Origin of the sequence: Streptomyces sp. H51 (assembly GCF_035656535.1) — a bacterium.
Taxonomy (GTDB): Bacteria; Actinomycetota; Actinomycetes; order Streptomycetales; family Streptomycetaceae; genus Streptomyces.
Map to the genome: position 1 here is coordinate 56,087 of NZ_JAYMHD010000048.1, position 25,153 is coordinate 81,239.

The 25,153-nt window shown below is 73.7% G+C and carries 27 protein-coding genes and 1 tRNA gene; 19 read left to right on the forward strand and 9 right to left on the reverse strand.

Annotated features, from left to right (window positions below; translation table 11 throughout):
• Positions 1-3 precede the first annotated feature (3 nt).
• Complete coding sequence (locus tag VKA29_RS13790; protein ID WP_324785787.1) at positions 4-582, forward strand: GAF domain-containing protein; 579 nt, start codon at positions 4-6, stop codon at positions 580-582.
• Positions 583-654: 72 nt separating this feature from the next.
• On the opposite strand, the gene VKA29_RS13795 is transcribed toward VKA29_RS13790, so the two are convergent.
• Positions 655-1,287, reverse strand: a complete 633-nt coding sequence (locus tag VKA29_RS13795; protein WP_324785788.1) for a GOLPH3/VPS74 family protein — start codon at positions 1,285-1,287, stop codon at positions 655-657.
• A 547-nt stretch (positions 1,288-1,834) separates the two neighbouring features.
• Between VKA29_RS13795 and tdh the strand changes: the two genes are divergently transcribed.
• From tdh to VKA29_RS13830, 7 genes are all read left to right on the forward strand, one after another.
• Entirely contained in the window at positions 1,835-2,863 is a 1,029-nt protein-coding gene (tdh, locus tag VKA29_RS13800) for an L-threonine 3-dehydrogenase (protein WP_324785789.1), read from the forward strand.
• Between the two features lie 36 nt (positions 2,864-2,899).
• Complete coding sequence (locus tag VKA29_RS13805) at positions 2,900-4,093, forward strand: glycine C-acetyltransferase (protein WP_324785790.1); 1,194 nt, start codon at positions 2,900-2,902, stop codon at positions 4,091-4,093.
• 30 nt (positions 4,094-4,123) lie between these two features.
• Positions 4,124-5,026 carry a LysR family transcriptional regulator gene (locus tag VKA29_RS13810; protein ID WP_324785791.1) on the forward strand — a complete coding sequence of 301 codons (903 nt, stop codon included), beginning with the start codon at positions 4,124-4,126 and terminating at the stop codon, positions 5,024-5,026.
• A gap of 74 nt (positions 5,027-5,100) precedes the next feature.
• Positions 5,101-6,474 carry a radical SAM protein gene (locus VKA29_RS13815; RefSeq protein WP_324785792.1) on the forward strand — a complete coding sequence of 458 codons (1,374 nt, stop codon included), beginning with the start codon at positions 5,101-5,103 and terminating at the stop codon, positions 6,472-6,474.
• 46 nt (positions 6,475-6,520) lie between these two features.
• Positions 6,521-7,105, forward strand: coding sequence for an XRE family transcriptional regulator (locus VKA29_RS13820; protein ID WP_324785793.1), 585 nt, complete (start codon positions 6,521-6,523; stop codon positions 7,103-7,105).
• A complete protein-coding gene (locus VKA29_RS13825) occupies positions 7,102-7,644 on the forward strand; it encodes a GNAT family N-acetyltransferase (protein WP_324785795.1) in 543 nt (180 codons plus the stop codon). The genes VKA29_RS13820 and VKA29_RS13825 overlap by 4 nt, the downstream gene beginning before the upstream one ends.
• 42 nt (positions 7,645-7,686) lie before the next feature.
• Complete coding sequence (locus tag VKA29_RS13830) at positions 7,687-8,046, forward strand: MmcQ/YjbR family DNA-binding protein (protein ID WP_324785797.1); 360 nt, start codon at positions 7,687-7,689, stop codon at positions 8,044-8,046.
• Between the two features lie 230 nt (positions 8,047-8,276).
• Here the strand turns inward: VKA29_RS13830 and VKA29_RS13835 are convergent, their stop codons facing one another.
• Both VKA29_RS13835 and VKA29_RS13840 read right to left on the reverse strand, forming a co-directional pair.
• Positions 8,277-9,197, reverse strand: coding sequence for a transketolase (locus VKA29_RS13835; RefSeq protein ID WP_324785798.1), 921 nt, complete (start codon positions 9,195-9,197; stop codon positions 8,277-8,279).
• Positions 9,198-9,220: 23 nt separating this feature from the next.
• The gene (locus tag VKA29_RS13840) at positions 9,221-9,928 is read right to left on the reverse strand and encodes a transketolase (RefSeq protein ID WP_324785800.1); all 708 of its coding nucleotides are present in this window, start codon (positions 9,926-9,928) and stop codon (positions 9,221-9,223) included.
• A 156-nt stretch (positions 9,929-10,084) separates the two neighbouring features.
• Between VKA29_RS13840 and VKA29_RS13845 the strand changes: the two genes are divergently transcribed.
• Both VKA29_RS13845 and VKA29_RS36960 read left to right on the forward strand, forming a co-directional pair.
• Positions 10,085-10,158, forward strand: a tRNA-Pro gene (locus VKA29_RS13845).
• Between the two features lie 2 nt (positions 10,159-10,160).
• Entirely contained in the window at positions 10,161-10,454 is a 294-nt protein-coding gene (locus tag VKA29_RS36960; protein ID WP_420718487.1) for an alpha-L-rhamnosidase C-terminal domain-containing protein, read from the forward strand.
• Here VKA29_RS36960 and VKA29_RS13850 read toward each other — a convergent pair.
• The gene (locus VKA29_RS13850) at positions 10,423-11,049 is read right to left on the reverse strand and encodes an XRE family transcriptional regulator (RefSeq protein WP_324785801.1); all 627 of its coding nucleotides are present in this window, start codon (positions 11,047-11,049) and stop codon (positions 10,423-10,425) included. The two genes, VKA29_RS36960 and VKA29_RS13850, sit on opposite strands and share 32 nt — an antisense overlap.
• Positions 11,050-11,159: 110 nt before the next feature.
• On the opposite strand from VKA29_RS13850, the gene VKA29_RS13855 reads away from it, so the two are divergent.
• Complete coding sequence (locus VKA29_RS13855) at positions 11,160-11,990, forward strand: IclR family transcriptional regulator (protein ID WP_324785802.1); 831 nt, start codon at positions 11,160-11,162, stop codon at positions 11,988-11,990.
• Between the two features lie 748 nt (positions 11,991-12,738).
• Here VKA29_RS13855 and VKA29_RS13860 read toward each other — a convergent pair.
• From VKA29_RS13860 to VKA29_RS13870, 3 genes are read right to left on the reverse strand one after another with little or no spacing between them, the layout of a single operon-like run.
• Positions 12,739-13,566 carry a 2-keto-4-pentenoate hydratase gene (locus tag VKA29_RS13860; RefSeq protein ID WP_420718488.1) on the reverse strand — a complete coding sequence of 276 codons (828 nt, stop codon included), beginning with the start codon at positions 13,564-13,566 and terminating at the stop codon, positions 12,739-12,741.
• The gene (locus VKA29_RS13865) at positions 13,563-14,513 is read right to left on the reverse strand and encodes a 3-carboxyethylcatechol 2,3-dioxygenase (RefSeq protein ID WP_324785803.1); all 951 of its coding nucleotides are present in this window, start codon (positions 14,511-14,513) and stop codon (positions 13,563-13,565) included. The genes VKA29_RS13860 and VKA29_RS13865 overlap by 4 nt, the downstream gene beginning before the upstream one ends.
• Before the next feature lie 11 nt (positions 14,514-14,524).
• Positions 14,525-15,508 carry a zinc-binding dehydrogenase gene (locus VKA29_RS13870; RefSeq protein WP_324785804.1) on the reverse strand — a complete coding sequence of 328 codons (984 nt, stop codon included), beginning with the start codon at positions 15,506-15,508 and terminating at the stop codon, positions 14,525-14,527.
• 102 nt (positions 15,509-15,610) lie between these two features.
• Here VKA29_RS13870 and VKA29_RS13875 point away from each other — a divergent pair, with 102 nt between their 5' ends.
• From VKA29_RS13875 to VKA29_RS13910, 8 genes are all read left to right on the forward strand, one after another.
• A complete protein-coding gene (locus VKA29_RS13875; protein WP_324785805.1) occupies positions 15,611-16,972 on the forward strand; it encodes an SRPBCC family protein in 1,362 nt (453 codons plus the stop codon).
• Entirely contained in the window at positions 16,969-17,304 is a 336-nt protein-coding gene (locus VKA29_RS13880; protein ID WP_324785806.1) for a non-heme iron oxygenase ferredoxin subunit, read from the forward strand. The genes VKA29_RS13875 and VKA29_RS13880 overlap by 4 nt, the downstream gene beginning before the upstream one ends.
• On the forward strand, positions 17,301-18,515 hold the full coding sequence (locus VKA29_RS13885) for an NAD(P)/FAD-dependent oxidoreductase (RefSeq protein ID WP_324785807.1): 1,215 nt from the start codon (positions 17,301-17,303) through the stop codon (positions 18,513-18,515). The genes VKA29_RS13880 and VKA29_RS13885 overlap by 4 nt, the downstream gene beginning before the upstream one ends.
• Before the next feature lie 37 nt (positions 18,516-18,552).
• Positions 18,553-19,128 carry a 3-phenylpropionate/cinnamic acid dioxygenase subunit beta gene (locus VKA29_RS13890; protein WP_324785808.1) on the forward strand — a complete coding sequence of 192 codons (576 nt, stop codon included), beginning with the start codon at positions 18,553-18,555 and terminating at the stop codon, positions 19,126-19,128.
• Between the two features lie 49 nt (positions 19,129-19,177).
• Positions 19,178-20,047 carry an alpha/beta fold hydrolase gene (locus VKA29_RS13895; RefSeq protein WP_324785809.1) on the forward strand — a complete coding sequence of 290 codons (870 nt, stop codon included), beginning with the start codon at positions 19,178-19,180 and terminating at the stop codon, positions 20,045-20,047.
• Positions 20,044-20,880, forward strand: a complete 837-nt coding sequence (hcaB, locus tag VKA29_RS13900; RefSeq protein ID WP_324785811.1) for a 3-(cis-5,6-dihydroxycyclohexa-1,3-dien-1-yl)propanoate dehydrogenase — start codon at positions 20,044-20,046, stop codon at positions 20,878-20,880. The genes VKA29_RS13895 and hcaB overlap by 4 nt, the downstream gene beginning before the upstream one ends.
• 209 nt (positions 20,881-21,089) lie before the next feature.
• Entirely contained in the window at positions 21,090-22,673 is a 1,584-nt protein-coding gene (locus VKA29_RS13905) for a long-chain fatty acid--CoA ligase (protein ID WP_324785813.1), read from the forward strand.
• A gap of 1 nt (position 22,674) precedes the next feature.
• Positions 22,675-23,136, forward strand: coding sequence for a hypothetical protein (locus VKA29_RS13910; protein WP_324785814.1), 462 nt, complete (start codon positions 22,675-22,677; stop codon positions 23,134-23,136).
• Between the two features lie 105 nt (positions 23,137-23,241).
• Here VKA29_RS13910 and VKA29_RS13915 read toward each other — a convergent pair whose 3' ends face one another.
• Entirely contained in the window at positions 23,242-24,471 is a 1,230-nt protein-coding gene (locus VKA29_RS13915; protein WP_324785815.1) for a hypothetical protein, read from the reverse strand.
• A gap of 152 nt (positions 24,472-24,623) precedes the next feature.
• A complete protein-coding gene (locus VKA29_RS13920; protein WP_324785816.1) occupies positions 24,624-25,091 on the reverse strand; it encodes a helix-turn-helix domain-containing protein in 468 nt (155 codons plus the stop codon).
• Between the last annotated feature and the right edge of the window lie 62 nt (positions 25,092-25,153).

Genomic DNA, 25,153 nt, shown 5'->3' on the forward strand with positions numbered 1-25,153 from the left:
CACATGAGGTACGACCCGTCGCTCCCGGCCGCTCGTCTGCTGCTCACCCCGGAGGACAAGGAGGCCCCGGCACGGACCCGGCACCTGCGCCGCCTCGGCCTCGGCGAGCACCCGGATCCGGCGCTCGACGCCTACGCGGACCGTCTCGCCGAGCTCAGCGGCGCGTCGTACTCCATGGTCAACTTCATCGACGAGGAACGGCAGTTCTTCGCGGGCCTGCACGTCCCGGCCGACGGGCCGCCGGTGGTGAGGGCCGACGGCAGCAGGCCGGAATGGGGCCGTCTGCTGCCCCGCGACCACGGGTTCTGCCCCCATGTGGTGGTCCGGCGCAAGGCGCTGGCCCTGGAGGACGTCCGCGACTACCCGCGGTTCGCCGGCAACCCGGTCGTCGACGAGTTCGGCGTCCGCTCCTACCTGGGCGCGCCGCTCGTCGACGGCACGGGGATGACGCTCGGCACGGTGTGCGTCGCCGACGTGCGGCCGCGGGCCTGGGGGCAGCCCGGTCTGGAGACCATCAAGTCGGCGGCGGCCGAACTCGTCGCACGTCTGGAGCGACGGCGGGCCGACGGGCTTCCGCTGTGACGCGGAGGACGCGGAGGACGCGGAGGACGCGGTGGGCGCGGTGGGTGCGGTGGCCGGGCGCCCGTCGGCCCGTCACTGGCCTCGCCAGAGATTGGCGTAGGCGGACTCCTCGACGGCCCGCCGCTGCCGTACCGCCTCCAGTTCCATCACCGCGTCGCCGACGGCGGCCAGCACCGTCGTGACCACGTCGTCGGCGTCGGTGACCTCGTCGGGGAGGGGGCCGGTCGGACCGCTCGAACCGGTCGGCCGGTCCAGGACGCCGGCGGCCGCAGCCAGCGCGGCGAGGACGGGTTCGCCCGCCGTGCGGCGCGCCACGGCGCGGCTGCGGGCCGGCGAGTCGACCAGCACCGTCCGCCCGGTGCGCAGCGGAATGCGGCGGCCACGCGGCCGGGTCGTCAGCCCCTCGCGTTCCATGGCGTCGGCATAGGCCGCGGACAGTCCGCGCCCCCGGCGCCACAGCCAGTCCTCGACGGACTCGTACGGCTCCTGCCGCACGAGCGAGGACGCGGCCCGGTCCAGGAGGGGGTCGCCCGTCACCGACTGCGCGGCGGGCACCAGACGGTCACCGTCCACGAAGAGGGCCAGGGCGTCGACGAGGTCGAGCACCTCGGCGCCGGCGAGTGCGAGCGAGAGGTCGCCCTGTTCCACCGGGTGGCCCGGTGCCACGTCCAGGGCGAGGATGGCGAGGTCCCGTGCGGTGTTCATGAGCGGCTCCACGTCGGTCGGCCGGGTGCGGTGCGCGGGGGAGCGGCCGACCCGCGCGGACCGGTCCTCCCGCGTCGATTGTCGCCGCCGGCCGGGCGCGGTGCCGCGCGTTCACGGACACGCGCGCCGCGCACCCGGTCCGCCACGCCGGACGCGAGCACCGGCCGGAAGCGTCCCCGCCGGTGCGGCGCGGATGACGGAAGGGCGGAAAGCCGTCGCGCCACCGCGTCGACGGGCCGAGGCCTGCCGCACACGGCACGGCAGGCAGCACACGGCAGGCGGCACACGGCAGTTGGCAGGCGGCAGACGGCACACGGCAGTTGGCAGGCGGCAGACGGCTGCCGCGCGGGCGGAAGGCTTCCGCCGACGGTGCGCGGGCGGTGCGCCGGCGGTGGGCGTGAAGGAAAGCTGCGGCGCGGCTTAAGAAAAGATCGATGGACCCGGAGGGCCGCCGTGCGGCAGATTGCGTGGCGATCCCACTCGCCTGCCCGGACGCGGCCGCCTCGGCATGCCCGCGCCCGGCACCTCACCCACAGGAGCCGTAGCGTTGAAGGCGCTGGTCAAGCAGAAGGCGGAGCCCGGCCTGTGGCTCGCGGACGTGCCCGAGCCCGCGGTAGGACCCGGCGACGTACTGATCAAGGTCCTGCGGACCGGCATCTGCGGCACCGACCTGCACATCCGGGCCTGGGACGGCTGGGCGCGGCAGGCGATCCGCACCCCGCTGGTGGTCGGGCACGAGTTCGTCGGCGAGGTCGTCGAGACCGGACGCGACGTCACCGACATCCAGGCCGGCGACCGGGTGAGCGGCGAGGGCCACCTGGTGTGCGGCAAGTGCCGCAACTGCCTGGCCGGGCGCCGTCACCTGTGCCGGGCCACCGTCGGGCTCGGCGTCGGCCGCGACGGCGCCTTCGCCCAGTACGTCGCCCTGCCCGCCACCAACGTCTGGGTGCACCGCGTCCCCGTCGACCTGGACGTCGCCGCGATCTTCGACCCGTTCGGCAACGCCGTGCACACGGCCCTGTCGTTCCCGCTCGTCGGCGAGGACGTCCTGATCACCGGTGCCGGACCGATCGGCCTGATGGCGGCGGCCGTGGCCCGCCACGCGGGCGCCCGCAACGTCGTCATCACCGATGTCAGCGAGGAGCGGCTGGACCTCGCGCGCAAGATCGGCGTGACCCTCGCGCTGAACGTGTCGAAGACGGACATCGCCGACGGGCAGCGCGAACTGGGGCTGCGCGAGGGCTTCGACATCGGCCTGGAGATGTCCGGACGGCCCGAGGCCATGCGGGACATGATCGCCAACATGACGCACGGCGGCCGGATCGCCGTGCTCGGGCTGCCCGCGCAGGAGTTCCCCGTCGACTGGGCCCGGATCGTGACCTCGATGATCACCATCAAGGGCATCTACGGCCGTGAGATGTTCGAGACCTGGTACGCGATGTCGGTGCTGCTCGAAGGCGGCCTCGACCTCGCCCCCGTGATCACCGGCCGCTACGGCTACCGTGACTTCGAGGCGGCCTTCGCCGACGCGGCGAGCGGCACCGGCGGCAAGATCATCCTCGACTGGACCGTCTGATCCCCTTCCTCCGTCGGCACCCTCAGGAGCCCCCTCATGTTCGACTCCGTCCGAGACGACCTGCGCACCACCCTCGACGAGATCCGCACCGCCGGGCTGCACAAGCCCGAGCGGGTGATCGGCACCCCGCAGTCCGCGACCGTGCAGGTCACCGCGGGCGGCCGGCCCGGCGAGGTGCTCAACTTCTGCGCCAACAACTACCTGGGCCTGGCCGACCACCCCGAGGTGATCGCCGCCGCGCACGAGGCGCTGGACCGCTGGGGCTACGGCATGGCGTCCGTGCGCTTCATCTGCGGCACCCAGGAGGTGCACAAGGAGCTGGAGGCACGTCTGTCGGCGTTCCTCGGCCAGGAGGACACGATCCTGTACTCCTCCTGCTTCGACGCCAACGGCGGCGTCTTCGAGACGCTGCTCGGCCCGGAGGACGCGGTCATCTCCGACGCGCTCAACCACGCGTCGATCATCGACGGCATCCGCCTGTCGAAGGCCCGCCGCTTCCGCTACGCCAACCGTGACCTGGCGGACCTGGAGACGCGGCTGAAGGAGGCGTCCGGCGCGCGCCGCCGCCTGGTCGTCACCGACGGCGTCTTCTCCATGGACGGTTACGTCGCCCCGCTGCGCGAGATCTGCGACCTCGCCGACCGCTACGACGCCATGGTCATGGTCGACGACTCGCACGCCGTCGGCTTCGTCGGCCCCGGCGGCCGCGGCACGCCCGAGCTGCACGGCGTCATGGACCGCGTCGACATCGTCACCGGCACCCTGGGCAAGGCGCTCGGCGGTGCCTCCGGCGGCTACGTCGCCGCCCGCGCCGAGATCGTCGCCCTGCTGCGGCAGCGCTCGCGCCCGTACCTGTTCTCCAACACGCTCGCCCCGGTGATCGCCGCGGCCTCCCTGAAGGTGCTCGACCTGCTGGAGTCGGCGGACGACCTGCGGGTGCGGCTGGCGGAGAACACGGCGCTGTTCCGCCGCCGGATGACCGAGGCGGGCTTCGAGATCCTCCCCGGCGACCACCCCATCGCGCCCGTGATGATCGGCGACGCGTCGAAGGCGGCCCGCCTCGCGGAACTCCTCCTGGAACGCGGCGTGTACGTGATCGGCTTCTCCTACCCGGTCGTCCCGCAGGGCCAGGCCCGCATCCGCGTCCAGCTCTCCGCCGCGCACTCCGCCGCCGACGTCGACCGCGCCGTCGACGCGTTCGTCGCGGCGCGGGCGGAACTGGACGGCTGACCGGCCCGACCCCTTGCGATAATCCCATCCATGATCGAGGCACGGCGGCTCCACATCCTCCGTGCGGTGGCCGACCACCGCACGGTCACGGCGGCTGCCGCCGCGCTCTACCTCACCCCCTCCGCGGTCTCCCAGCAGCTCACGGCCCTGGAACAGGAGACGGGCCACCGCCTGGTGGAGCGCGGCGCGAAGGGCGTACGGCTGACCCCGGCCGGCGAGATCCTGCTCAGCCACACCAACGCGGTCCTCGCCCAGCTGGAGCGGGCGGAGGCCGAGCTGGCCGCGTACGGCTCGGGTGCGGCGGGCACGGTCACCGTCGCCGCCTTCGCGACCGGCATCGCCCAGGTCGTCGCGCCCGCCGTGGCCCGGCTCGCCGACTCCGCGCCCGGCATCCGCATCCGCGTGCGGGACGCCGAGGGTGACGCCAGCCTGCCGATGGTGCTCGACCGGCAGGTCGACGTCGCGGTCGCCGTCGAGTACCGCGGGGCGCCGTCGGCGGACGATCCGCGGCTGACCCACGTGCCGCTGTACGCCGAACCCTTCGACGCGGTGGTCCCGGTGAGCCACCGGCTGGCCGACGCTGACGAGATTCCCCTCGCCGACCTGGCCAAGGACCCGTGGATCGGCCCCTACCCGGGCAATCCGTGCCATGACGTGGTGGTCCTGGCCTGCGAGACGGCGGGGTTCCAGCCCCGCCTGGAGCACTCCTCGGACGACTTCCGCGCCGTCGTCGCCCTGGCGTCGGCCGACGCGGGCGTCGCCCTCGTCCCGCGCTCGGCGCTGCGCGGCACCGACCTGGCCGGGGTGGTCGTCCGCCCGGTCGACGGGGTCGCGCCCACCCGCCGGGTCTTCGCGGCCGTCCGTCGCGGGGCGGAGGAGCATCCGCTGATCCGGCCGGTGCTCGAGGCGCTGCGGGCGGCGGCACGGGCGTAGGGCCGGTCGGTCGATTCCCGGGGCCCTCCAGGGTCGCGGGAACCGGCGGCCGGGCGGACACAGTCTCGGACGTCATGCGTGTGACGATGATCCTCCCGGCCCTGACCGAGGCGACCAGCCCGTTGTTCCGGCCTGTCAAGTACTCGCTGTTCCCGCCCCTGGGCCTCGCGACCCTCGCGGGCTACCTCGACCCCGGTGACGAGGTCACGCTCCACGACGAACACGTGGAACGCCTCGACCTCGACGCCCTCGGCACCCCCGACCTGCTGGTGATCCAGCCGTACATCACCTCGGCCCGGCGCAGCTACGAGATAGCCGACCACTTCCGGGCCCGGGGCGTCCACGTCGCGATGGGGGGCCTGCACGTCACCTCGCTCCCCGACGAGGCGGCGGCGCACGCCGACACGATCTTCACCGGCCCCGGCGAGGACACCTGGCCGCTGTTCCTGAAGGACTTCCGCGACGGCGCCCCCGCCCGCCGCTACGACTCCACGCGGCGCACCCTCGCCGGACTGCCACCGGTGCGACGGGACCTGATCAAGCGTCACCTGTATCTGGTCCCCAACTCGATCGTCGTATCGCGCGGTTGTCCGCACCACTGCGACTTCTGCTACAAGGACGCCTTCTTCGAGGGCGGCAAGTCCTTCTACACGCAGGCCGTCGACGACGCCCTCGCCGAGATCGACCGCCTTCCCGGCCGACACCTCTACTTCCTCGACGACCACCTCTTCGGCAACCGCCGTTTCGCCGAGGCCCTGTTCGACGGCATGCGCGGGTCGGGGCGGCTGTGGCAGGCGGCGGCCACGGTCAACACCATCCTCAAGCCCGGGCTGTTGGAGCGGGCCGTGGAGGCGGGGCTGCGCAGCCTGTTCGTCGGCTTCGAGACGGTCAACGACGCCAATCTCGCCGAGCGCCGCAAGGACCAGAACGTCGGCACCGACTACGCGGCGGTGGTACGGCGGCTGCACGACGCCGGGGTCATGGTCAACGCCAGCTTCGTGTTCGGGCTGGACCAGGACGGCCCCGACGTCTTCGACCGCACGGTGGACTGGGCGGTCGCGCAGGGCATCGAGACGGCGACCTTCCACATCATGACGCCGTACCCCTCGACCGGCCTGTGGCGGCAGCTCCACTCCGAGGGGCGCATCCTCCACCGCGACTGGGACCTCTACGACACCCGTCATGTGGTCTACCGGCCGACGGGTATGACGGCGCGTCAGCTGGAGGACGGCTACTGGCGGGCGTACCGCGAGTTCTACCGCTGGTCGAACATCTGGCGCGGGTCGGCCGCCCAGCCCGGCAGGCCCGAGCGGCTGCGGCACCTGGCGTACGCCGGCGGCTGGAAGAAGTTCGAGCCGGCGTGGGACCTGCTGATCCGGTCGAAGCGGGTGGTGCGGGCGCTCCCGGCGCTGGAACGCACGCTCGCGGCGTTCGGCGGACGGGAGTGACGAACCCGCGGACTGGGCGTCTCGAATTCGGGATATCCTCCCGGATATGAAACAGCATGTGCTCCACACGGAGCCCGACCCCGTCGACGCCCGCCTGGGCGCCCGGCTGGCCGAACTGCGGGCCGAGCGGGGCTGGTCGCTCGGTGAGCTGGCCGAGCGCAGCGGAGTCAGCCGGTCGACCCTGTCCCGGGCCGAGCGGGCGGAGATCAGCCCGACCGCCGCCCTCCTCAACCGTCTGTGCAACGTCTACGGGCGGACCATGTCGCAGCTGCTCAGCGAGGTGGAGGCGGAGCACGCGCTGCTGGTGCCCGCCGCCGACCAGCCGGTGTGGCGGGACCGGGAATCCGGCTTCGTACGGCGTTCCGTGTCACCGCCGCACGCCGGGCTGCGCGGCGAACTCGTCGAGGGGCGGCTCGCCGCCGGTGCCGACATCGCCTACGACCGGCCGCCCGTGCCCGGTCTGGAACAGCACATCTGGGTGCTGGAAGGAGCGCTGGAGGTGACGGCGCAGGACGTCGAGCACCGCCTCGGCACTGGTGACTGCCTGCGGCTGCGGGTGTGGGGGCCGACGCGGTTCCGGTGCCCCGGTCCCGAGGACGTGCGGTACGTGCTGGCGGTGGTGGGGCCGTGATCGTGCGACGGCTGGACCGGGCCGCGCTGGCGGCACGCGTCGGGGAACTGGCCGACCTGCTGGTGGACACCGTGCACGGCGGTGCCTCGATCGGCTTCCTCGCGCCGCTCGACCCGGCGGCGGCCCTCGCCTGGTGGACGGAGCGCGCCGCGGAGGCGGCCGGCGGACGGCTGGCGGTGTGGGCGGCGTGCGAGGGGGGCCGGACGCTCGGCACCGTCAGCCTGGCCTTCCCGGACAAGCCCAACAGCCGCCACCGCGCCGAACTGGTCAAGCTGATGGTGCACCGCGACGCCCGCGGCCGGGGCCTCGGGCGCCGGCTGCTGACCACCGCCGAGGATGCGGCCGCCGCCGCGGGCATCACCCTGCTGCACCTGGACACCGAGACCGACAGCCTCGCCGAGCACCTCTACCGCTCGGCCGGCTGGACCCGCGTCGGCGCGATCCCGGACTACGCGGCCGCCCCCGACGGGGCGCTGCGGCCGACCTCGGTCTACTACAAGCGGCTCGGCTCCGGCGGTCCGACCGGGGCACCGCTGTGACCAGGTGACTCGATGTCAGTGCCAGGGGCTACGGTGCGAAGCATGCCGGACGCCGAAGACGTACGCCGTATCGCCCTGTCCCTGCCGGACACGACGGAGAAGACCGCCTGGAACATGCCCACGTTCCGGGTGGCGGGGAAGATGTTCGCCACGCTGCCCGAGGACGAGACCTCCATCGCCGTGCGCTGCCCCAAGGAGGAGCGCGACGAACTGGTCCTGGCCGAGCCGGGGAAGTTCTGGATCGCCGGCCACGAGGCGCAGTTCGCCTGGGTACGGGTGCGCCTGGCCGCGCTGGAGGACGAGGAGGAGCTGCGCGACATCCTGGCCGACTCCTGGCGCCAGGCCGCCCCGCCGCGCCTGCTCGACAGCCACCCCGCACTGGGCCTGCCGGCCCGGGAATGAGACGCGGGGGCGTTGTCAGTGCCGCGTGTCATGATCCGTGGGCGAGTGTGGCAGCCGGTGCGGAGGGGGCTCCGGCTGCCACCCGCGCACGTACCCGAGCCGGTCGCGGAGCCGCCGCCGCGACGCACGCCCGGGGGCGGGAACGCGCGGCGCCGGGGGCGGGAGCGTGCGGCGCCGGGGGCGGGAGCGTGCGGCCTCGGGGGCGCGAACGCCCGGGGCGCGGCATCGGCTCACGCCCCCGCCGTCACCCGCCCGCCGGCGACGAAGCCGGCGATCCGTTCCCGCAGGGATCCCGCGTCCAGGCCGTGGGCGGCGACGTGCTCCTCGAGGCGGCCGTAGCGGCGCAGTTCGCGGCGGCCCACGCCCAGGCCCAGCACCCGGTGCGGCAGATCGGCCAGCGCGTCGTTCGCGACGGCCGTCGACGTACCCGCCAGGTACGGCTCGACCAGGACGACGTCGGTCCCGGCCGCCCCGGTGGCCCGGCGCAGCGCGGCCGAGTCGAAGGGCCGCACGGTCGTCGCGTACAGCACGGTCACGTCCAGCCCCTCCGTGGCCGTGAGCACCTCGTCCAGGACCGGCCCGACGGCGACGACCACACCGCGGCCGCCCTCGCGGACGGTGCGGAAGCGCCGCCCGTCGACCTCGCGCGGCCGGTCGTTCGTCTGGAGGGACAGCCGGACGTACACCTTGTCGTCGCCCGCGGCGACCGCGTGCCGCAGCAGGGTCTCGGCCTCGTCCGGATGCCCCGGCACGTGCACGGTCCAGCCGTCCAGGGTGTCCAGCAGCGCCACGTCGCCCGGCGCCATGTGCGTGTATCCACCGGCCGGCCAGTCGAAGGACGCCGCCGCGCTCACCAGCACCGCGCCCACGCCCTGGTGCCCGAGGTCCAGCTTGACCTGCTCGAAGGGCCGCTCGACGAGGAAGGAGGCGAAGGTGTGCAGCACGGGCCGCAGCCCCGTCAGCGCCAGCCCGGCACCGGCCCCGACCAGCAACTGCTCGCGGATGCCGACGTTGACGAACCGGTCCGGGTGCCGTCGCAGCGCCTCGGCGAAGCCGTCCTTGCCGACCTCGGCGATGACGACCGCGACGCGCGGATCCTCGTCCAGCAGCCTGGTGGCGACGCCGGCGAAACGGTCACGCATGGTGTCCATGAAGATCAGAGCCCTTCTGTCGGTCAGGAGTACTTCGGCTCCACCCGGGCGACCACCACGTGCGGGCGGCCCGGATGCGGGGCGGTGAACGCGTCGTACAGCGCCTGGTGGTCGCGGCCGTCGACGGTGACCGCGGACCAGCCCGCGGCCTCGAAGCGGGCCGCGATGCCGCCCGGCCGGGCGTGGCCGGCGGAGGCGTTGTCGACGACGACCGTGTGCAGCCGCCCGAGACCGGCCGGTCCGGCGAAGGCGATCGCCTCGTGATTGCTGCCCTCGTCCAGCTCGGCGTCCCCGATCAGCACCCAGACGCGCGGCTCGTGCAGGCCCTGCGCGCGCAGCCCCAGCGCCGTGCCGACGGCGATCGGCAGCCCGTGCCCGAGCGACCCGCTGCCGATCTCGGCGCCCGGCACGAGCAGCCGGTCGGGGTGGTGCCCGAGCGGGGAGTCGTAGGAGCCGAAGCCCGGCAGCCACTCCACGGGCACGAAGCCCTTCGCGGCCAGCACCGCGTAGTACGCCATCGGCCCGTGGCCCTTGGACAGCAGGAACCGGTCCCGCTCCGGATCCTCGGCCCGCTCCGGGGTCACCCGCAGCACGCGGTCGTACAGCACCCACAGCGCGTCCAGCGTGGACGTCGCCGCCGGGCCGTGCTTCTCGTCGCCCGTCATCAGCCCCATCAGCCGGGGCAGGTCCCCGTACGTGTACATGTGCCGGTGTGTGTGCGTGATCGTCATGCGATCGATCGTGCAACCTCGACCAAACTTGAGGTCAACTTCGGCAGGTGACGTCGCGGCGACTCCGGGGCGGAAAGCGGTGCGCGATCACCGGGCCGAGTGCGGTATTGTTCTTCTGCGCGCTCGGCCAGGGGAAATCCCAGGTCAGACGGGCACCGGGATGTGGCGCAGCTTGGTAGCGCACTTGACTGGGGGTCAAGGGGTCGCAGGTTCAAATCCTGTCGTCCCGACGGTGCGGAGGGCCTCGCAGGCGAAAGCCTGCGGGGCCCTTTTCGCGTTCTCCGCGCACCGGCTGACCTCGGCGTCGGTCCGTCACGACTGCCCGCACGGCACCGTCCGCTGCGCCTGGGAGCGGCACGGTGACAGCTTCGCGCTGACGGTGGAGGTCCCGCCGGGCACCGAGGACCCGGGTCCGCCTGCCCGGCGGCACACGGGCCGCCGCGGGCCCCGGCGTCCACCGCTTCGACGCCCGCCCGGGAGGGCGCGGTCCGGTCCTAGCTCTGCTGTCCGGGGGCGCCGCCCTTGACGACGGTCGGCCTCGCCCGGCGGATCTGCGGCACCGTGGTGACCATGTGCACGGTGGCCCGGTCGGTCAGGCAGGAGAAGTGGTGCGGCACGTCGCCCGGGAAGCGGGCGAAGTCCCCGGCCGCCAGGTCCACCGGCTCCACGACCGGTCCCGTGCGGACCTTGCCCGTGATCACGTAGACGTGGTGCAGCGTGCCCGGCGAGTGCGGCTCGACGACCGCGGGCTCGCCCGCCGTGCGCTCCATGCGCAGGGACAGCGTGCGGACGTAGCCGGAGCCGTAGGTCTCGTCGAGCAGGCGCTCCGACCAGCCGCGGGCGTCGCTCCACTCGCCCTCGGCGTGCCGCTGGACGTAGACCGGGGTGCCCCACTCGGTGAGCAGGCGCCGGGCGGGCATGTCGAGGGCCGCGCCCAGCAGGGAGAGCGTCTCCACGGTGGGGTTGCCCGAGCCCTGCTCGATCTTCGACAGGGTCTGCTTCGACAGGCCCGAGCGGCGGGCGAGGTCGCCCAGGGACATGGCCCGCTCCAACCGGAAGCGCCGGACGTTGCGGGCCACGAGCTCGTTCTCGCGAGCCAGGGCGTCACTTTTAATGTGCATGTTGTCATTGTTGACGAACCGCCGCCCGGCTCGCATCCTGTGTCACGTAAATGTTTCCACACCGTGTACTCAAATTGACGCGGACCCCTCGAAACTGAGGTGAGCCAACCATGACCTCCCCCGTCGCCAGCACGTCCCGGGACGACCGGGCCGCCGTCGACAAGGCGATCAGTCTTCTCATCGCCTTCGGCGACCGGGCAAGCAGCGGGGTAGGCGTGAGCGAGCTCGCCCGGCGGGCGCAGCTGAGCAAGTCGACCGCGTACCGGGTGCTCGGCATGCTGGAGCGCAACGGGGTCGTGGAGCGGGTCGGCACCGACTACCGGCTCGGCGAACGTCTGCACGACCTGGGGCGCGCGGTCTACGCCCCCGGGTACGAGGGCATCCGCGACGTGCTCCTGCCCTTCCTGACCGACCTGTACGAACTGACCCGGCAGACCGTCCACCTCTCCGTGCTGCACGGCACCGACGTGGTCTACCTGGCCAAGCTCTACGGTCACCGGCCGGCCCCGGTCCCCTCCCGCATCGGCGGCCGGCTGCCCGCGCACGCCACGGCCGTCGGCAAGGTGCTGCTGGCCTACGACTCCCGCGCCGCGGCCCGGGTCACCGCCACGCCGCTGCACCGCTTCACCGAGCACACGATCACCGACGCGGACGTGCTCGCCGCCGAACTGGAGCGGATCCGCCGCACCGGCGTGAGCTACGACGACCAGGAGAGCCAGCCGGGCCTGAACTGCGTGGCCGTGCCCGTCCTGGGGCACGGCGGCCGGGCGGTCGCGGGACTGTCGGTGGCCGGCCGCTGCGGCGAGTTCGACCCCCGCCGTCTGAGCGCCGACATGCGCCGCATCGCCGCGGCGGCCTCCCGCGCCTGGACGGTCCGCGGCTCCCGCCCCCGCGCCGCCCACCAGCCGGCCGACCTGCGCACCGCCGTGCCGACGGGGTGACGCCGCGCGTCGGCAGCCCGAGGGCCGACGTGATCAGGCCGCGCACCGCCGTCGGGGCCAGCCGTGCCCGACGGGGCCGGTGGCGTCCACCGGGCTGCCCTGGCCACCGCTCCGCGCCGGGCGCGACGGCCCCGGCCGTCGACTGACGCGCATGCCCCGGTCGTCGCCCCGGCCGTCGACTGACGTGCATGCTCCGCCCGCCGCCCGGCCGAAGGTCCGCCCCGGCCGGGCGCGGCTTCCGGCGGACATGAGGAGGTCCTGACGCCGGACGGGGCGGTCTCGCGTCGATCCGCCCGGACCGCCCCGACCGCCCCGACAGGCGCTCACGCCCCGGCGCTCTCGCGCCCGCCGCCCGTCGACCGGCCCGTCGACCGGCCCGCTTCGTGCCCGGCGGCCGGACGTCGCGCCGTTCCGCCGGACCGGCACAGCGTCCTCCGCACACCTGCCCTACGGTCCGGACGGCGTGCCGCCCAGCCGGGGTGACGGAATTCCACGCCCGACCGACCCCGGAGCGACCCGGGGCCGACCCCGAAGCGGCCCCGGCCGACCCCAGGACCGACCCCGGACCGGTCTCCCCGGACCCCGCCGATCCGCGCTCCGCGCGCCCGGTGTGACCGGTCTCTCATCCGCCCGACGCCGCCGCGTACCGTTCATCCGACGGAAACCGTCCGGCCAAGTTGACGCGGCGGCGTGGGTCCGGCGGCGTGGGTCCGGTCTCAGCCCACCGGGTCCGGGGCGATGCCGACGTTCATGTCCTGGCCGTCGGCCGAGCCGGGTCCGCGGAGTCCGTGAAGGCCGCGGTCACCGTGCCGAGTCCGGAGATCTCGGCGCGCACGGTGACACCGGGGGCGACGACGGCCATCGGGCCGAGCGCCCCCGACAGCACGACCTGGCCGGCCCGCAGCGGGTCGCCGTACTCGCGTGCCGTGCGGGCCAGCCACGCCAGCGCGTTCAGCGGGTCGCCGAGGCAGGCGGCGCCGTCGCCCTCCGAGACCAGGACGTCGTCCGCGTACATCCGCATCGTCGTCTCGCGGGGTTCGAACGCGCCCAGCGGCAGCCGCTCGGCGCCCAGCACGTACAGGCCGCTGGAGGCGTTGTCGGCGACCGTGTCGGTGATGGCGATGTCCCAGTCCGCGACGCGGCTGTCGACGATCTCCAGCGCGGGCGCCGCGTAGGCGACCGCCGAGCGGACCGCGGCCGCGTCCAGCCCGCCGGCGTCCAGGTCCGCGCCGAGGACGAAGGCGATCTCCGCCTCCACCTTCGGCTGCAGCAGACGCGACACGGGCACCCGCCCGGCGACGCCGGACACGTCCATGTCGGCGAACAGGACGCCGAAGTCCGGCTGGTCCACGCCGAGCTGGCGCTGCACCGCGGGCGAGGTGAGCCCGATCTTGCGGCCCGTCACGACCGCGCCGCAGGCCAGCCGGCGCGCGGTCAGCTCGCGCTGCACCGCGTACGCGGCCGCCACGTCCTCACGCCCGAGGAGGTCGCGCACCGGCGCGCAGGGCCGGCGCTCGGCGGCCGCGCTCTCCAGCCGGCGCACGGCCTCGCCGATCACTCCGGGGTCCGTGCTCACCGGCCCGTTTCCTGCCGCGCCGTCGCCACCGCGAAACCGGCGATCCACTCGGGGACGGGCGTGTAGAAGCGCGAGGTCATCCGGTAGGCGCCGGTGGCCGCGAGGGAGGCGAAGGCGGCGACCCAGGTGCGCACCTCGTGCGCGGAACCGCCGCCCTCGGCCGCCATCCAGTCCACCGTCCAGGAGTCCACCTCCGGCAGCCGCCCGCGGTCGGCCAGCGTGTCCAGGACGAGGTTGTCCCACTCCGGGGAGAGGGGGATCATCCGCGTCGAGCCCGCCGCGTAGTCCCGGCCGGCCTGGATGACGCGCTCCTCGCCGCGCGCCCGCTGCTCCGGCGTCGGCGGGTGCCCCTCGATGAGGGCGTCGGCGACCCGCGGCGGGGCGCCCTCCAGCACCGGGACCGGCGGGTCGTGGGACAGGCCGCCGGAGGCGACGAACAGCACCCGCCGGTCCAGCTCGGCCGCGGCCTCGCCGACGGCCGTGCCCAGGGCGCGGATGCGGCTCACCGGGCCGAGCGGGGTGGCGACGCCGTTGACGAAGACGGGCACGACGGGGACGTTGGCGATGCCGCCGAACAGCACCTCCAGCGGCTGGGTGAAGCCGTGGTCGACCGTCATCCGGGCCGACACGGTCAGGTCGACACCCCGGTCGAGCACTCCGCGCGCCAGGGCCTGCGCGGCCTTGGCGTCCACGGACAGCGGACCCGCGGACGAGCCGAAGTCGCCGACCGCGTGCGCCTCGGTGGCCAGGCAGAAGGGCGGCATCTCCTTGTAGAAGAAGCCGTTGTAGTGGTCGGGCGCGTACAGCACGACCAGCTCCGGGTCGAACGCGCGGACGAAGGCCCGCGCCTCGTCGACGGCGGCGTCCACGGCCGCGACGACGTCGGGGGCCGGGTCGTTCTTGCCGATGAGGGGGGAGTGGGACAGGCCGACAACGGCGGCGGTCATGACGGTGCTCCTCAGGGGGCCGAGGGGGAGGGGTGGACGACGAGTTTTCCGGTGAGCCGGCCGTCGATCATGAGCTGGAAGCCCTTGTGGATCTCGGCCAGCGGCAGCGTGCGGTCGACGACCGGACGGACGCCCGTGGCGTCCATCATCTTCAGCAGGGCCACCAGCTCACTGCGCGTGCAGCCGGTGGAGCCCAGGACGCGCTGCTGGAGGTAGAAGACGCGGCCCAGGTCGGCGGGCGGGTTCATGCCGCTGGTGGCGCCCGCGATCACCACGGTGCCACCGGGGCGCAGGGACTTCAGCGAGTGCGACCAGGTCGCCTCGCCGACGGTCTCGATCACCACGTCCACGCGCTCCGGCAGCCGCTCGCCGGTCGGTACGACGGCCCGCGCGCCCCACGACAGCGCCTCGGCCCGCTTCTCCTCGCTGCGGCTGGTGGCGTGGACGACGGCGCCCGCGGCCACGGCCAGCTTGATGGCGGCCGACGCCACACCGCCGCCCGCGCCCTGCACCAGCACCCGGTCGCCGGCCCGGATCCGCGCCTGGGTGAACAGCATCCGGTAGGCGGTGCCCCAGGCGACGGGCAGGCAGGCGGCCTCGTCGAAGGACAGCCACGACGGCTTGGGGATCAGGTTGCGGGTGGGCACGGACAGGAACTCCGCGAAGGCGCCGTCGTGCTGTTCCGACAGCAGCGCGCGCCCCGGGTCGAGGGTCTCGTCGCCCATCCCGGCGTCCGGGTCGGCGATGACGGGGTAGACGATGACCTCGTTGCCGTCCTCGTCCCAGCCGGCGGCGTCGCAGCCGAGGACGATCGGCAGCCGGTCCGGCGGGTGACCGACGCCGCGCAGCGTCCACAGGTCGTGCATGTTCAGCGAGGAGGCGGCGACCCGGACGACCGACCAGCCGGGCCGGGGCTCGGGCGGGGGAACGTCGCCGAGCACGAGGCCGGCCAGCGGGTCGGTCGCGCTCTGGGATACGGCAGTGGCGGCAAGCATGCGGCCACGCTCTCCCGCGTCACCCACCCCGCGTAAGCGCGTGTGCCGCTGTGCGGAACGACGCGTGGCTCGCCGCCCGGGGACTGCTGTTCCCTTGCGGCCATGACCTCGACGATCGAACCCCGGGGCGCGGCCACCACGGCCCCGAGCGGCGCCCTGCGGCGCCCGGCAGACCTGGCACGGAACATCGACGTCTCCGGCCTCGTCGACAACGAGGGCGGACTGCTGGACCGCGTCGTCTTCACCGACCAGGACCTGTACAAGCAGGAGCTGCGCCGCGTCTTCGCCCCGAGCTGGCTGTTCCTCGCGCACACCGACCAGTTCCACAAGCCCGGCGACTTCTTCACCACGTACATGGGCGAGGACCCGGTCATCGTCACCCTCGACCGCGAGGGCAGGATCCGCGCCTACCTGAACTCCTGCCGCCACCGCGGCGCCCGGGTCTGCCGCGCCGACGCCGGCACCACCCGCAACTTCACCTGCACCTACCACGGCTGGTCCTTCAACCTGGACGGCGCGCTGGTGAGCGTCCCCAACCAGGACGCCTACGGCGAGTCCTTCGAGACCGGCAAGTGGGGCCTGGTCGAGGTGCCGCACGTGGAGACGTACCACGGCCTGATCTTCGGCACCTGGAACCCGGAGCCGGTGCCGCTGCGCGAGTCGCTCGGCGACATGGCCTGGTACATGGACGCCATGCTCGACCACGACGAGCAGGGAACGGTCGTCGTCGGCGGGGTCCACAAGTGGGTCCTGGAGGGCAACTGGAAGCTGGCGGCCGAGCAGTTCGCCACCGACTGGTACCACGTGATCATGAGCCACGCCTCCGCGCTCATGGTCCTCGCGCCCGCCGGCAAGAAGCCCAAGGACGAGGTCGTGCACCGCACCGGCCGCCAGTACTCCGACGCGAACGGCAACGGCGCCGGCTTCCCCGTGCACCCGAAGAACCGTTTCGACGCGCAGACCGTGCACCAGTGGATGGACTACGACGCGCTGCGCGAGCGGCTCGGCGAGGCCCGCGTCGAGGGCCCGCTGACCAACGGCCACGCGACGGTCTTCCCCAACTTCTCCTACCTGCCGGTCAACGGCTCCATCCGGGTCTGGCACCCCAAGGGCCCCGACAAGATGGAGGTCTGGGCCTGGACCATCGTCGACAAGTCGATGCCCGAGGAGGTGCGGGAGGCGCAGCGCCTGTACAACCTGCGCACCTTCGGACCCAGCGGCATCTTCGAGCAGGACGACGGCGAGAACTGGAGCGAGGTCCAGGCGATCTCGCACGGCTTCATCACCAACAACGTGGCCCTCAACTACCAGATGGGGATGGGCACCGAGCGTGAGGACGGCCGTTACCCCGGCACCACCAGCGAGCTGTACAGCGACGCGGCCGGCCGCAACTTCTACGGGCGCTGGCGCGAACTGATGAACACCCCCGCCTGGCACGAGAACCGCGACGAGGAGCAGAAATGAGCGACGGCATCCGCGTCGCGGCCCTGGACGACATCCCCCAGGGCGAAGGCATCGCGATCGATAAGTCCGTGACCGGCACGGCCGACAACATCGCCCTGCTGCGCGACACCGACGACAGCGTGTACGCGCTGGACGACACCTGCACCCACGAGACCGCCTCGCTCGCCGAGGGCTGGGTGGAGGACGGGTACGTCGAGTGCCCGCTGCACTCCAGCAAGTTCTGCCTCAAGAGCGGCGAGGTGCAGGGGCTGCCCGCGACGAGGAACGCCTGCCCGCACCGCGTCGAGGTCCGCGACGGCGAGGTCTGGCTCTTCCCGGGAGAGACCCCGTGACCGAACGCGTGGTGATCGCGGGCGGCGGCATCGCCGGCGTCAGCACGGCCGGCGCGCTGCGCGCCGGCGGCTTCGACGGCGACCTCACCATCGTCGACCCCGGCGAGTTCCCCTACGACCGGCCGCCGCTGTCGAAGGACTTCCTGCTCGGCGTCAAGAACAGCGAGCAGATCGCCCTCCAGCCCCCGCAGTGGTACGACGACCAGCGCGTCCGCCTGGTGAACCGCACCGCCGTCACGGCCCTGCACCCGGCCGAGGGCAAGGTCGAGCTCTCGGACGGCACCGTGCTGCCGGCCGACCGGGTCGTCCTCGCCACCGGCGGCGCCGCCGCCCGCCCGCCCATCCCCGGCATCGGCAGCGAACGCGTCCACGTGCTGCGCACCGCCGAGGACGCCGACCGGCTGCGCCCCGCGCTGGCGCCCGGCGCCGACGTCCTGGTCGTCGGCGCCGGCCTGATCGGCGCCGAGGTAGCCTCCACCGCCGTCCGCCTGGGCTGCCAGGTCACCCTGGTCGACCCGGTGGCCGTCCCGCTCACCGCCGCCCTCGGCCCGGACCTGGCCGCCTGGCTGCACGGCCTGCACGCCCGGCACGGGATCACCGCCGTCCAGGCGGGCGTCGAAGCCTTCGCCGACCGCGGCGAGCGCATCGAGGCCCGGCTGGCGGGCGAGTCCGCGGCACGGTCGTACGACGCCGTCGTCCTCGGCGTCGGCATGGTCCCGCACACGGAACTCGCCGAGCGGGCCGGCCTCGAGGTCGACCGCGGCATCGTGGTCGACGCCGGACAGGTCACCTCCCACCCGCACGTGCTCGCGGTCGGCGACCCCGCCCGCACCCGCCACGACGGCGTCCTGCTGCCCCGCACCGAGCACTGGGAGGCCGCCCGGCACGACGGAGCCCGCGCCGCCGCCACCCTGCTGGGCGCCGAGGCGCCCGCGCCGACGGCCTCCTGGTTCTGGACGGACCGGCACGGCCGCCACGTCGAGGCCGTCGGCCGCATGGACGCGGCCGAGCTGACCGTCGTCCGCGGCGGCTTCGACGACCCGTCCTTCGCCGTCTTCGGCCTGCGCGACGGGTTCGTCGTCGCGGCCGCCGCGGTGGACGACTCCACGGCCGTCCGCGCCGCCCGCCGCATGATCGACCGCCGGGTGCCGGCGGACGCCGGGAAGCTGGCCGACCCCGCCGTGAACCTGCGCGGCCTGATGCGCGGATGACGCGCCGCACCGAGTGGAGAAGGGACCGAACGACACCGTGAGCACCACCACCCCCGAACAGACCCGGTCGCGTGCCGGCAGGCGCGCCGACCGCGACACCCACTTCGAGGTCGAGCAGTTCTACTACGAGGAGGCCGCCCTCCTCGACGACGGCCGCTACGCCGACTGGCTGGGCCTGCTCGCCGACGACCTCGAGTACTGGGCGCCCACCCGCACCAACCGGCTCCGGCGCCAGCAGTCGCTGTCGGTGTCCCCGCGCGGCGGCACGGCCTTCTACGACGAGACCAAGGACAGCCTGGCCTGGCGCATCCGCCGGTTCGACTCGGGCATGGCCTGGTCCGAGGACCCGCCGTCCCGCACCCGCCACCTGGTGACGAACGTGATGGTCCAGCACGTGGACCCGGCGGAGCACCCCCACTTCACCGAGGACGACCTGCAGGTGCGCTCCGCGTTCCTGGTCTACCGCAACCGGCTGGAACGCGAGGAGAACGTCTTCGTCGGCAGCCGCACCGACGTGCTGCGCCGGGTCGGGGACGGCCTGCGGGTGGCGCGCCGGACGATCCTGCTCGACCAGAACATCCTGCAGGCGAAGAACATCTCCACCTTCTTCTGAGCCGCCCCCGTCCCGCTCCCGCCCTCCTCCGAATCCCCTGACTCCTCCGATGGGAAATGTCGTGACCGACCTCGAACTCAAGCACCACCGCGTGGCGACCTCGCTGGGCGAGATCGCCGTGGCCGAGACCGGTGAAGGCCCGGTGCTGGTGATGCTGCACGGCGGCGGACCGGGAGCGTCCGGCGTCAGCAACTACCACCAGAACCTCCCCGAGCTGGCCCGGCACTTCCGCGTCGTCCTGCCCGACCAGCCCGGCTTCGGCGCCAGCTACCGCCCGACCGAGGAGGACCTGGCCGAGCGGTCGATCACGCAGATCACGGTCGACGCCCTGTACCAGGCCCTCGACTCGCTCGGCATCGACACCTTCCACCTGCTCGGCAACAGCCTCGGCGGCGCGGCCGCGATCGCCATGGCGCAGCAGCGCCCGGACCGCGTCACGCGCCTGGTGCTGATGGCCCCCGGCGGCGGCTGGCTGCCCTTCGGGCCCACGCCCACCGAGGGGCAGAAGGAGATGTTCCGCTACTACAACGGCGGCGGGCCCAGCGAGAAGAAGATGGCCGCGTTCATCCGCACCATGGTCTTCGACCACAAGCAGTTCGGCGAGGACGTGGTGCGCGCCCGCTACGAGGCGTCCCTCGACGACAGCCACATCGCCTTCTACCACCTCTACAACGCGGCCTTCGCCAAGCGCGGCGGCATGGACCCGCTCTGGCGCGACCTGCACAAGATCAAGGCGCCGACGCTGCTGCTGTGGGGCCGCGACGACCGCACCATCACCCTCGACGGCGCCCAGCTCATGCTGAAGCAGATCCGCGACGTGCAGCTGCACGTGTTCGGCCGCTGCGGCCACTGGGTGCAGCTGGAGCGGCAGCGCGAGTTCGAGGAGCTGGTCACCGGCTTCCTGGCGGAGCAGCGATGAGCGGCGGCTGGCTGGACGGGTACGCCGTCCTGATCACCGGCGGCGGTTCCGGTATCGGCCGCGCCGTCGCCGAGCGCTTCCTCGCCGAGGGCGCGTCCGTCACGGTCCTCGGCCGGGACGCCGACCAGCTGGACGACGTGGTGCGCGGCGCCGCCGACCCGTCCCGCGTCCACACGGTCACCGCCGACGTGCGCGACTCCGACGCGCTGCACGCGGCCGTGGCCGAGACGGTCGACCGGTTCGGCAAGCTGGACACGCTCGTCGCCAACGCCGGCGTGTGGGACTACCAGCGCCAGCTGACCCGGCTCGGCGCCAAGGAGCTCGACACGGCGTTCGACGAGATCTTCTCCATCAACGTCAAGGGCTACCTGCTGGCCGCCGAGGCGGCCTGGCCGGAGCTGGTCAAGACCCGCGGCAGCATCGTCATGACGCTGTCCAACGCCTCCTTCTACGTCAACGGCGGCGGGCCCCTGTACACCGCCAGCAAGCACGCGTGCCTGGGGCTGATGCGGGAACTCGCCTACGAGCTGGCCCCCAAGGTGCGCGTCAACGGCGTCGCCTGCGGGGGCATGAACACCGACCTGCGCGGCCCGGAGTCCTTGTCGCTGGACGGGCGTTCGATCGGCGCGTCCTTCGCCAAGCGCGGCCCCGACACCCCGCCCCCGCCCATTCCGCTGCACGACTCCAGCACGGACCCGCGGGACTTCACCGGCCCGTACGTGCTGCTCGCGGCGCGCGACCAGAGCGGACCCATCACCGGCCACGCGATCTCCGTCGACGGCGGTATCGGCGTCCGCGGATTCGGCAGTGCGGCCGGCGGCGACCACCTGTGACGACCGCAGCCGCGCGGACGAGCGGCTGACGGCCCACCCCGGGGGGACGCGTCCCCGCACGACGCGTCCCGCCGTCGACGCGATCCCCGTCGACACCACTTTCCGACCTCTGACCTCCGACCTGCTTGACCCCTCGATCCCCTGATGACCCGATGCCGTCGAGGCCCCGACGATCCTCCGACTCGACGGTGCTCAACGAGGAGCCGACCGTGACAAGACCCCACCCCCGCAACTCCGGCCTGCGGGTCGACCTCAATCCGGCCGCCGCGGTCGCCCGCAACGCCCGCCACCAGGGCGACAGCGTGGTGGTGCGCTACGCGGGGGGAGACCTCACCTACGCCGAACTCGACGACCGGTCGGCGCGCCTGGCGAGCGTGCTGGCCTCCGGCGGCGTCGGGGAGGGCGACCGCGTCGCCTACCTCGGTCTCAACAGCACGGCGTTCCTCGTCACGATGCTGGCCGTCTTCCGGATCGGCGCCGTGTACGTGCCGGTCAACTTCCGGCTCGCCGAGCCGGAGCTGGAGCGCGTCCTGGCCAAGAGCGGGGCCCGGGTCGTGGTCTGCGAGGAGGGCCACCGGGCCGGCGTCGAAGCCGTGCGCGAGGCGACGGAGCTGACCCGTTTCCTGCTGATCGACGACGACCCCGAGGTCCCGGCCGGCCCGGCGGAGGGCTGGGAGCTGTGGTCCCCGCTGATCGAGGCCGCGCCGCCGAGCCCCGTCCTGGTGCCGAAGGGCGCCGACGACCCGGCGATCCTGATGTTCACCTCCGGCACCACGGGAACCCCCAAGGGCGTCGTCCTCACCCACGGCAACGCCTGGTGGAACTCCGTCAACGTCGAGATGCGGCTGGACACCCGGCGCGGTGACGTCACCTACGCCGCCGCCCCGCTGTTCCACATCGGCGCCCTCAACAGCTTCGTGCTGCGCACCCTGGTGCGCGGCGGCACCGTCGTGGTGCGGCGCGCCTTCGACCCGGAGCAGTGCCTGGACGACCTGGTCACCCACCGCGTCAACTCCATGTTCGGCGTCCCGCAGATGTTCACCGCGCTGGCCCGCGTCCCCGGGGCGTTCGACCGCGACCTCAGCGAGCTGCGGGCGGTGGTCGTCGCGGGCGCGCCGGTTCCCCCCTCGCTGGTCCAGCAGTACGCCGACCACGGCGTCCTGCTGCAGCAGGCCTGGGGCCTGACGGAGACCGCGCCCTTCGCCACCCACCTGCCGGCCGAGCACACCCTGGACAAGCTGGGCTCCGCGGGCATCCCGATGCCCTACACCGAGGTGCGGGTCGTCGACAGCGTCACCAACGAGCCGGTCAAGCCCTTCGAACCCGGCGAGGTCGTGGTCCGCGGTCCCAACGTCACCGCCGGCTACTGGAACGACCCCGAGGCCGTCCGCGCCGCCTTCGACGACGAGGGCTGGTTCCACTCCGGTGACATCGGCTACCTCGACGAGGACGGCTACCTCTTCATCGTCGACCGGCTGAAGGACATGATCATCAGCGGCGGCGAGAACGTCTACCCGGCGGAGGTGGAGCGCGTCGTGTCGTCCATGCCGGGCGTGGTGGACGTCGCCGTGGTCGGCGTCGCCGACGAGCAGTGGGGCGAGGCGGTCGCCGCCGTGATCACCGTCACCGGGGACACCGTGATCACCCTGGAGGACATCCGCGCCTACGCGGGCGACCAGCTGGCCCGCTACAAGCTGCCCAGGCGTCTCAAGCTCGTTCCCGCGGTGCCGAGGAACGCCTCCGGCAAGCTCGACAAGACCGTCATCCGACGTCTGGCGACCGAGGAGAACTGACATGATCACGGTGCCCGCGCTTCCCGCAGGACCGGTGCTCGGGGCGGGCTGGGAGGTGCTGCGGGAGTCCCGCAGACGCCACTCGGCCGACCTCCTGGTGGCCGGCGAGGGTGTGCGCGTCGAGGTACGGCTGGAGCGCTGCGCCGCGGGACGGCTGCGCGACAGCTACCCCGTCGGCGCGCACGACGTGGAGGTGCGGGTCGGCGACGACTGCCCCCGCGCGCTGCTGCCCGGCCTGCTGCGCGTCCTCGCGGACGCGGTGCTGCGCGCGGACCGGGAGTGCCGCCGCGTCGTGCACGCCGTGCCCGCGGGCGACCCGGCCGCACGCTCGGCGGCCGAGGCGGCGGGGTTCCGGTACGCCGTCGACGTCGACCTCGGACGGCAGGAGCTCGGCCTCCTGGTCACCGAGCCGGACTGGGTCACCGGCACGGACATCGACCTGGACCGGGTACCGGGCGCCTGACCGGTGCCGGAGCGGGGAGCCGGCACCGCCTCGCGGGCCGGCTCCTCCGCCGTGGCACGGGGCACCGGCACGCGCACCCGTTCCGCCTGTGGGCCCGAGCGGCCGTCACCGGCGGTTCGCACGTCGGCGCGCCGCGAAAACGGCGCCCGCGCCGATCGCCACGGCTCCCGCGGCCGCACCCGCGAGGGGCAGCGCCGAACCCGAACCGGTGCTCGCCAGACTGCCGTCCGGGGTGGTGGCGGAGCCACCGGACGATCCCGTGGAGCCGGTGGAGCCGGTGGAGCCCGAGGACCCGGTGGAGCCGGTGGACCCCGAGCCGCCGTCGCCGCCGGAGGAGCCGCCGGCCGAGCCGCCCGTGGAGCCGCCGGCCGAGCCGCCGGTACCGCCCGTGGAGCCGCCGGTGACGTCGAGCACGATGCGGGCCGAGTCGTCGGACTTGTCCTCGTCGAACGGCCGGGCCGCGCCGGCGAGCTTCACCGAGCCCTCGGCCCCCGGCACCGCCTTGTCGATCCGCAGCCTGAAGGCGTACGTCTCGCCGCCGCCCTCGTCGACCCAGGACTGGGCGGTGCCGCAGGTGTACGTGCCGGCCCGCACCTTGTCGCAGAAGCCGGGGGTCTTCGTCACCGTCGTGCCGGCGGGCATCGTGACGCGCACCTCGGTCGCGGGCGTGCCCAGGTCCCGCAGCACCCAGCCCGGACCGTCGTTGGTGAACCTCACCTCCAGCCCCACCGTGTCCCCGGCCCGGCCCTTCAGCGCGGCCCCCGTCACCCGGAAGTCGGCCGTGTTCACCGAGGTCACCCGCACCTCGGCCGCGTCCCGGCCGGGGTGCTCCGCGGCGCCGCCCGGGGCGGGCGTGGCGTCCGGCAGCTCGGCCAGCCGCAGCGCCGGGCCGGTCCCGCGCACGGGCGCGGCGGCGCCGTCCCCGGGAGCGGGGTCGTCGACGGCGACGACGACGCGGAGGTCGTCGTACAGCGCGTGGTCGAGCGCCTTCAGGTTCAGCGCTCTCTCGGGCGCGTAGACGGTGCCGGGCTCCACCCGCTGGTCGAACTCGCAGACCGCGACCGACTTGCCCGGCTCCTCGTCGAAGGAGGAGACCTCGTAGCGGAGGCAGTTGGAGGGCAGTTCGGTGTGGCTCAGCCCGCGGGTGACGGAGTACGACAGATAGACCTTGGCGAGCGCCTCGGCGCCCGTGTTCGTGAAACTCGCGGTCACCGGCACGGTGCCGCCCGGCCGGACCCCGTCGATCGGGGCGATCCCGCCGAGCACCAGGCCGGGCGCGGGATCGTCGGCGGCGGCGGGTCCTGCGGTCAGCGCGACGAGGGCGACGGCCCCCATCGCTCCCGTGCACCGGCGGAGCGTGCGGCGGCCCGGGGCGGAACGGAACATGAGGTCCCCTGGTGATGCGTCGGCGGCGGTCGGAGGAACCGCGGGAGAACAACGGTTCCGTCGATGAGACCTCAGTCTGGCCCCAACGGTTGTACTGGGCCTCAGAGTTGGGGCCGTGCGGCGGGCCCCGGCGCGACCGTGACATCGGCCGGGGACAGCGCCGTGCGCTCGTCGGCGCACTCCACCACCACACGCACGGGGGCGCCGCAGCCGTCGTGCCGGATGTCCAGTACCGGCCCCTCCGGGTTCGCCACGTGCGTCTCGCCCCACTGCCGCAGGGCCACCAGGACGGGCCACAGGTCGCGGCCCTTGGCGGTCAGCCGGTACTCGTGCCGGGTCCGGCTGCCCCGCTCCTGGTACGGCGCCGTCCGGAGGATGCCCGCCGCGACCAGCTTGCGCAGCCGGGCGGCGAGGACCGCGTCGGAGAGCCCGACATGGCGCCGGAAGTCGTCGAAGCGGCGGACCCCGTTGAAGGCGTCGCGCAGGAGGAGCAGGGTCCACTTGTCGCCGATCAGGTCGAGCGTGCGCTGAACCGTGCAGTTCTCCGTGCTCATCTCCAGCCACTCCATGGCAGCCATCGTAGGCAGGCGGCCTGGCTTTGTCATTGACAGCCAGCTCGCGCCGAAGCTAG

Coding starts and splice junctions, on each gene's coding strand:
- VKA29_RS13880 (WP_324785806.1), top strand. CDS start 16,969: ATGAGCGACGGCATCCGCGTCGCGGCCCTGGACGACATCCCCCAGGGC.
- VKA29_RS13835 (WP_324785798.1), bottom strand. CDS start 9,197: ATGGACACCATGCGTGACCGTTTCGCCGGCGTCGCCACCAGGCTGCTG.
- VKA29_RS13895 (WP_324785809.1), top strand. CDS start 19,178: ATGGGAAATGTCGTGACCGACCTCGAACTCAAGCACCACCGCGTGGCG.
- VKA29_RS13840 (WP_324785800.1), bottom strand. CDS start 9,928: ATGACGATCACGCACACACACCGGCACATGTACACGTACGGGGACCTG.
- VKA29_RS13790 (WP_324785787.1), top strand. CDS start 4: ATGAGGTACGACCCGTCGCTCCCGGCCGCTCGTCTGCTGCTCACCCCG.
- VKA29_RS13810 (WP_324785791.1), top strand. CDS start 4,124: ATGATCGAGGCACGGCGGCTCCACATCCTCCGTGCGGTGGCCGACCAC.
- VKA29_RS13870 (WP_324785804.1), bottom strand. CDS start 15,508: ATGCTTGCCGCCACTGCCGTATCCCAGAGCGCGACCGACCCGCTGGCC.
- VKA29_RS13815 (WP_324785792.1), top strand. CDS start 5,101: ATGCGTGTGACGATGATCCTCCCGGCCCTGACCGAGGCGACCAGCCCG.
- hcaB (WP_324785811.1), top strand. CDS start 20,044: ATGAGCGGCGGCTGGCTGGACGGGTACGCCGTCCTGATCACCGGCGGC.
- VKA29_RS13855 (WP_324785802.1), top strand. CDS start 11,160: ATGACCTCCCCCGTCGCCAGCACGTCCCGGGACGACCGGGCCGCCGTC.
- VKA29_RS13915 (WP_324785815.1), bottom strand. CDS start 24,471: ATGGGGGCCGTCGCCCTCGTCGCGCTGACCGCAGGACCCGCCGCCGCC.
- VKA29_RS13910 (WP_324785814.1), top strand. CDS start 22,675: ATGATCACGGTGCCCGCGCTTCCCGCAGGACCGGTGCTCGGGGCGGGC.
- VKA29_RS13820 (WP_324785793.1), top strand. CDS start 6,521: ATGAAACAGCATGTGCTCCACACGGAGCCCGACCCCGTCGACGCCCGC.
- VKA29_RS13795 (WP_324785788.1), bottom strand. CDS start 1,287: ATGAACACCGCACGGGACCTCGCCATCCTCGCCCTGGACGTGGCACCG.
- VKA29_RS13875 (WP_324785805.1), top strand. CDS start 15,611: ATGACCTCGACGATCGAACCCCGGGGCGCGGCCACCACGGCCCCGAGC.
- VKA29_RS13805 (WP_324785790.1), top strand. CDS start 2,900: ATGTTCGACTCCGTCCGAGACGACCTGCGCACCACCCTCGACGAGATC.
- VKA29_RS13920 (WP_324785816.1), bottom strand. CDS start 25,091: ATGGAGTGGCTGGAGATGAGCACGGAGAACTGCACGGTTCAGCGCACG.
- VKA29_RS13850 (WP_324785801.1), bottom strand. CDS start 11,049: ATGCACATTAAAAGTGACGCCCTGGCTCGCGAGAACGAGCTCGTGGCC.
- VKA29_RS13865 (WP_324785803.1), bottom strand. CDS start 14,513: ATGACCGCCGCCGTTGTCGGCCTGTCCCACTCCCCCCTCATCGGCAAG.
- VKA29_RS13830 (WP_324785797.1), top strand. CDS start 7,687: ATGCCGGACGCCGAAGACGTACGCCGTATCGCCCTGTCCCTGCCGGAC.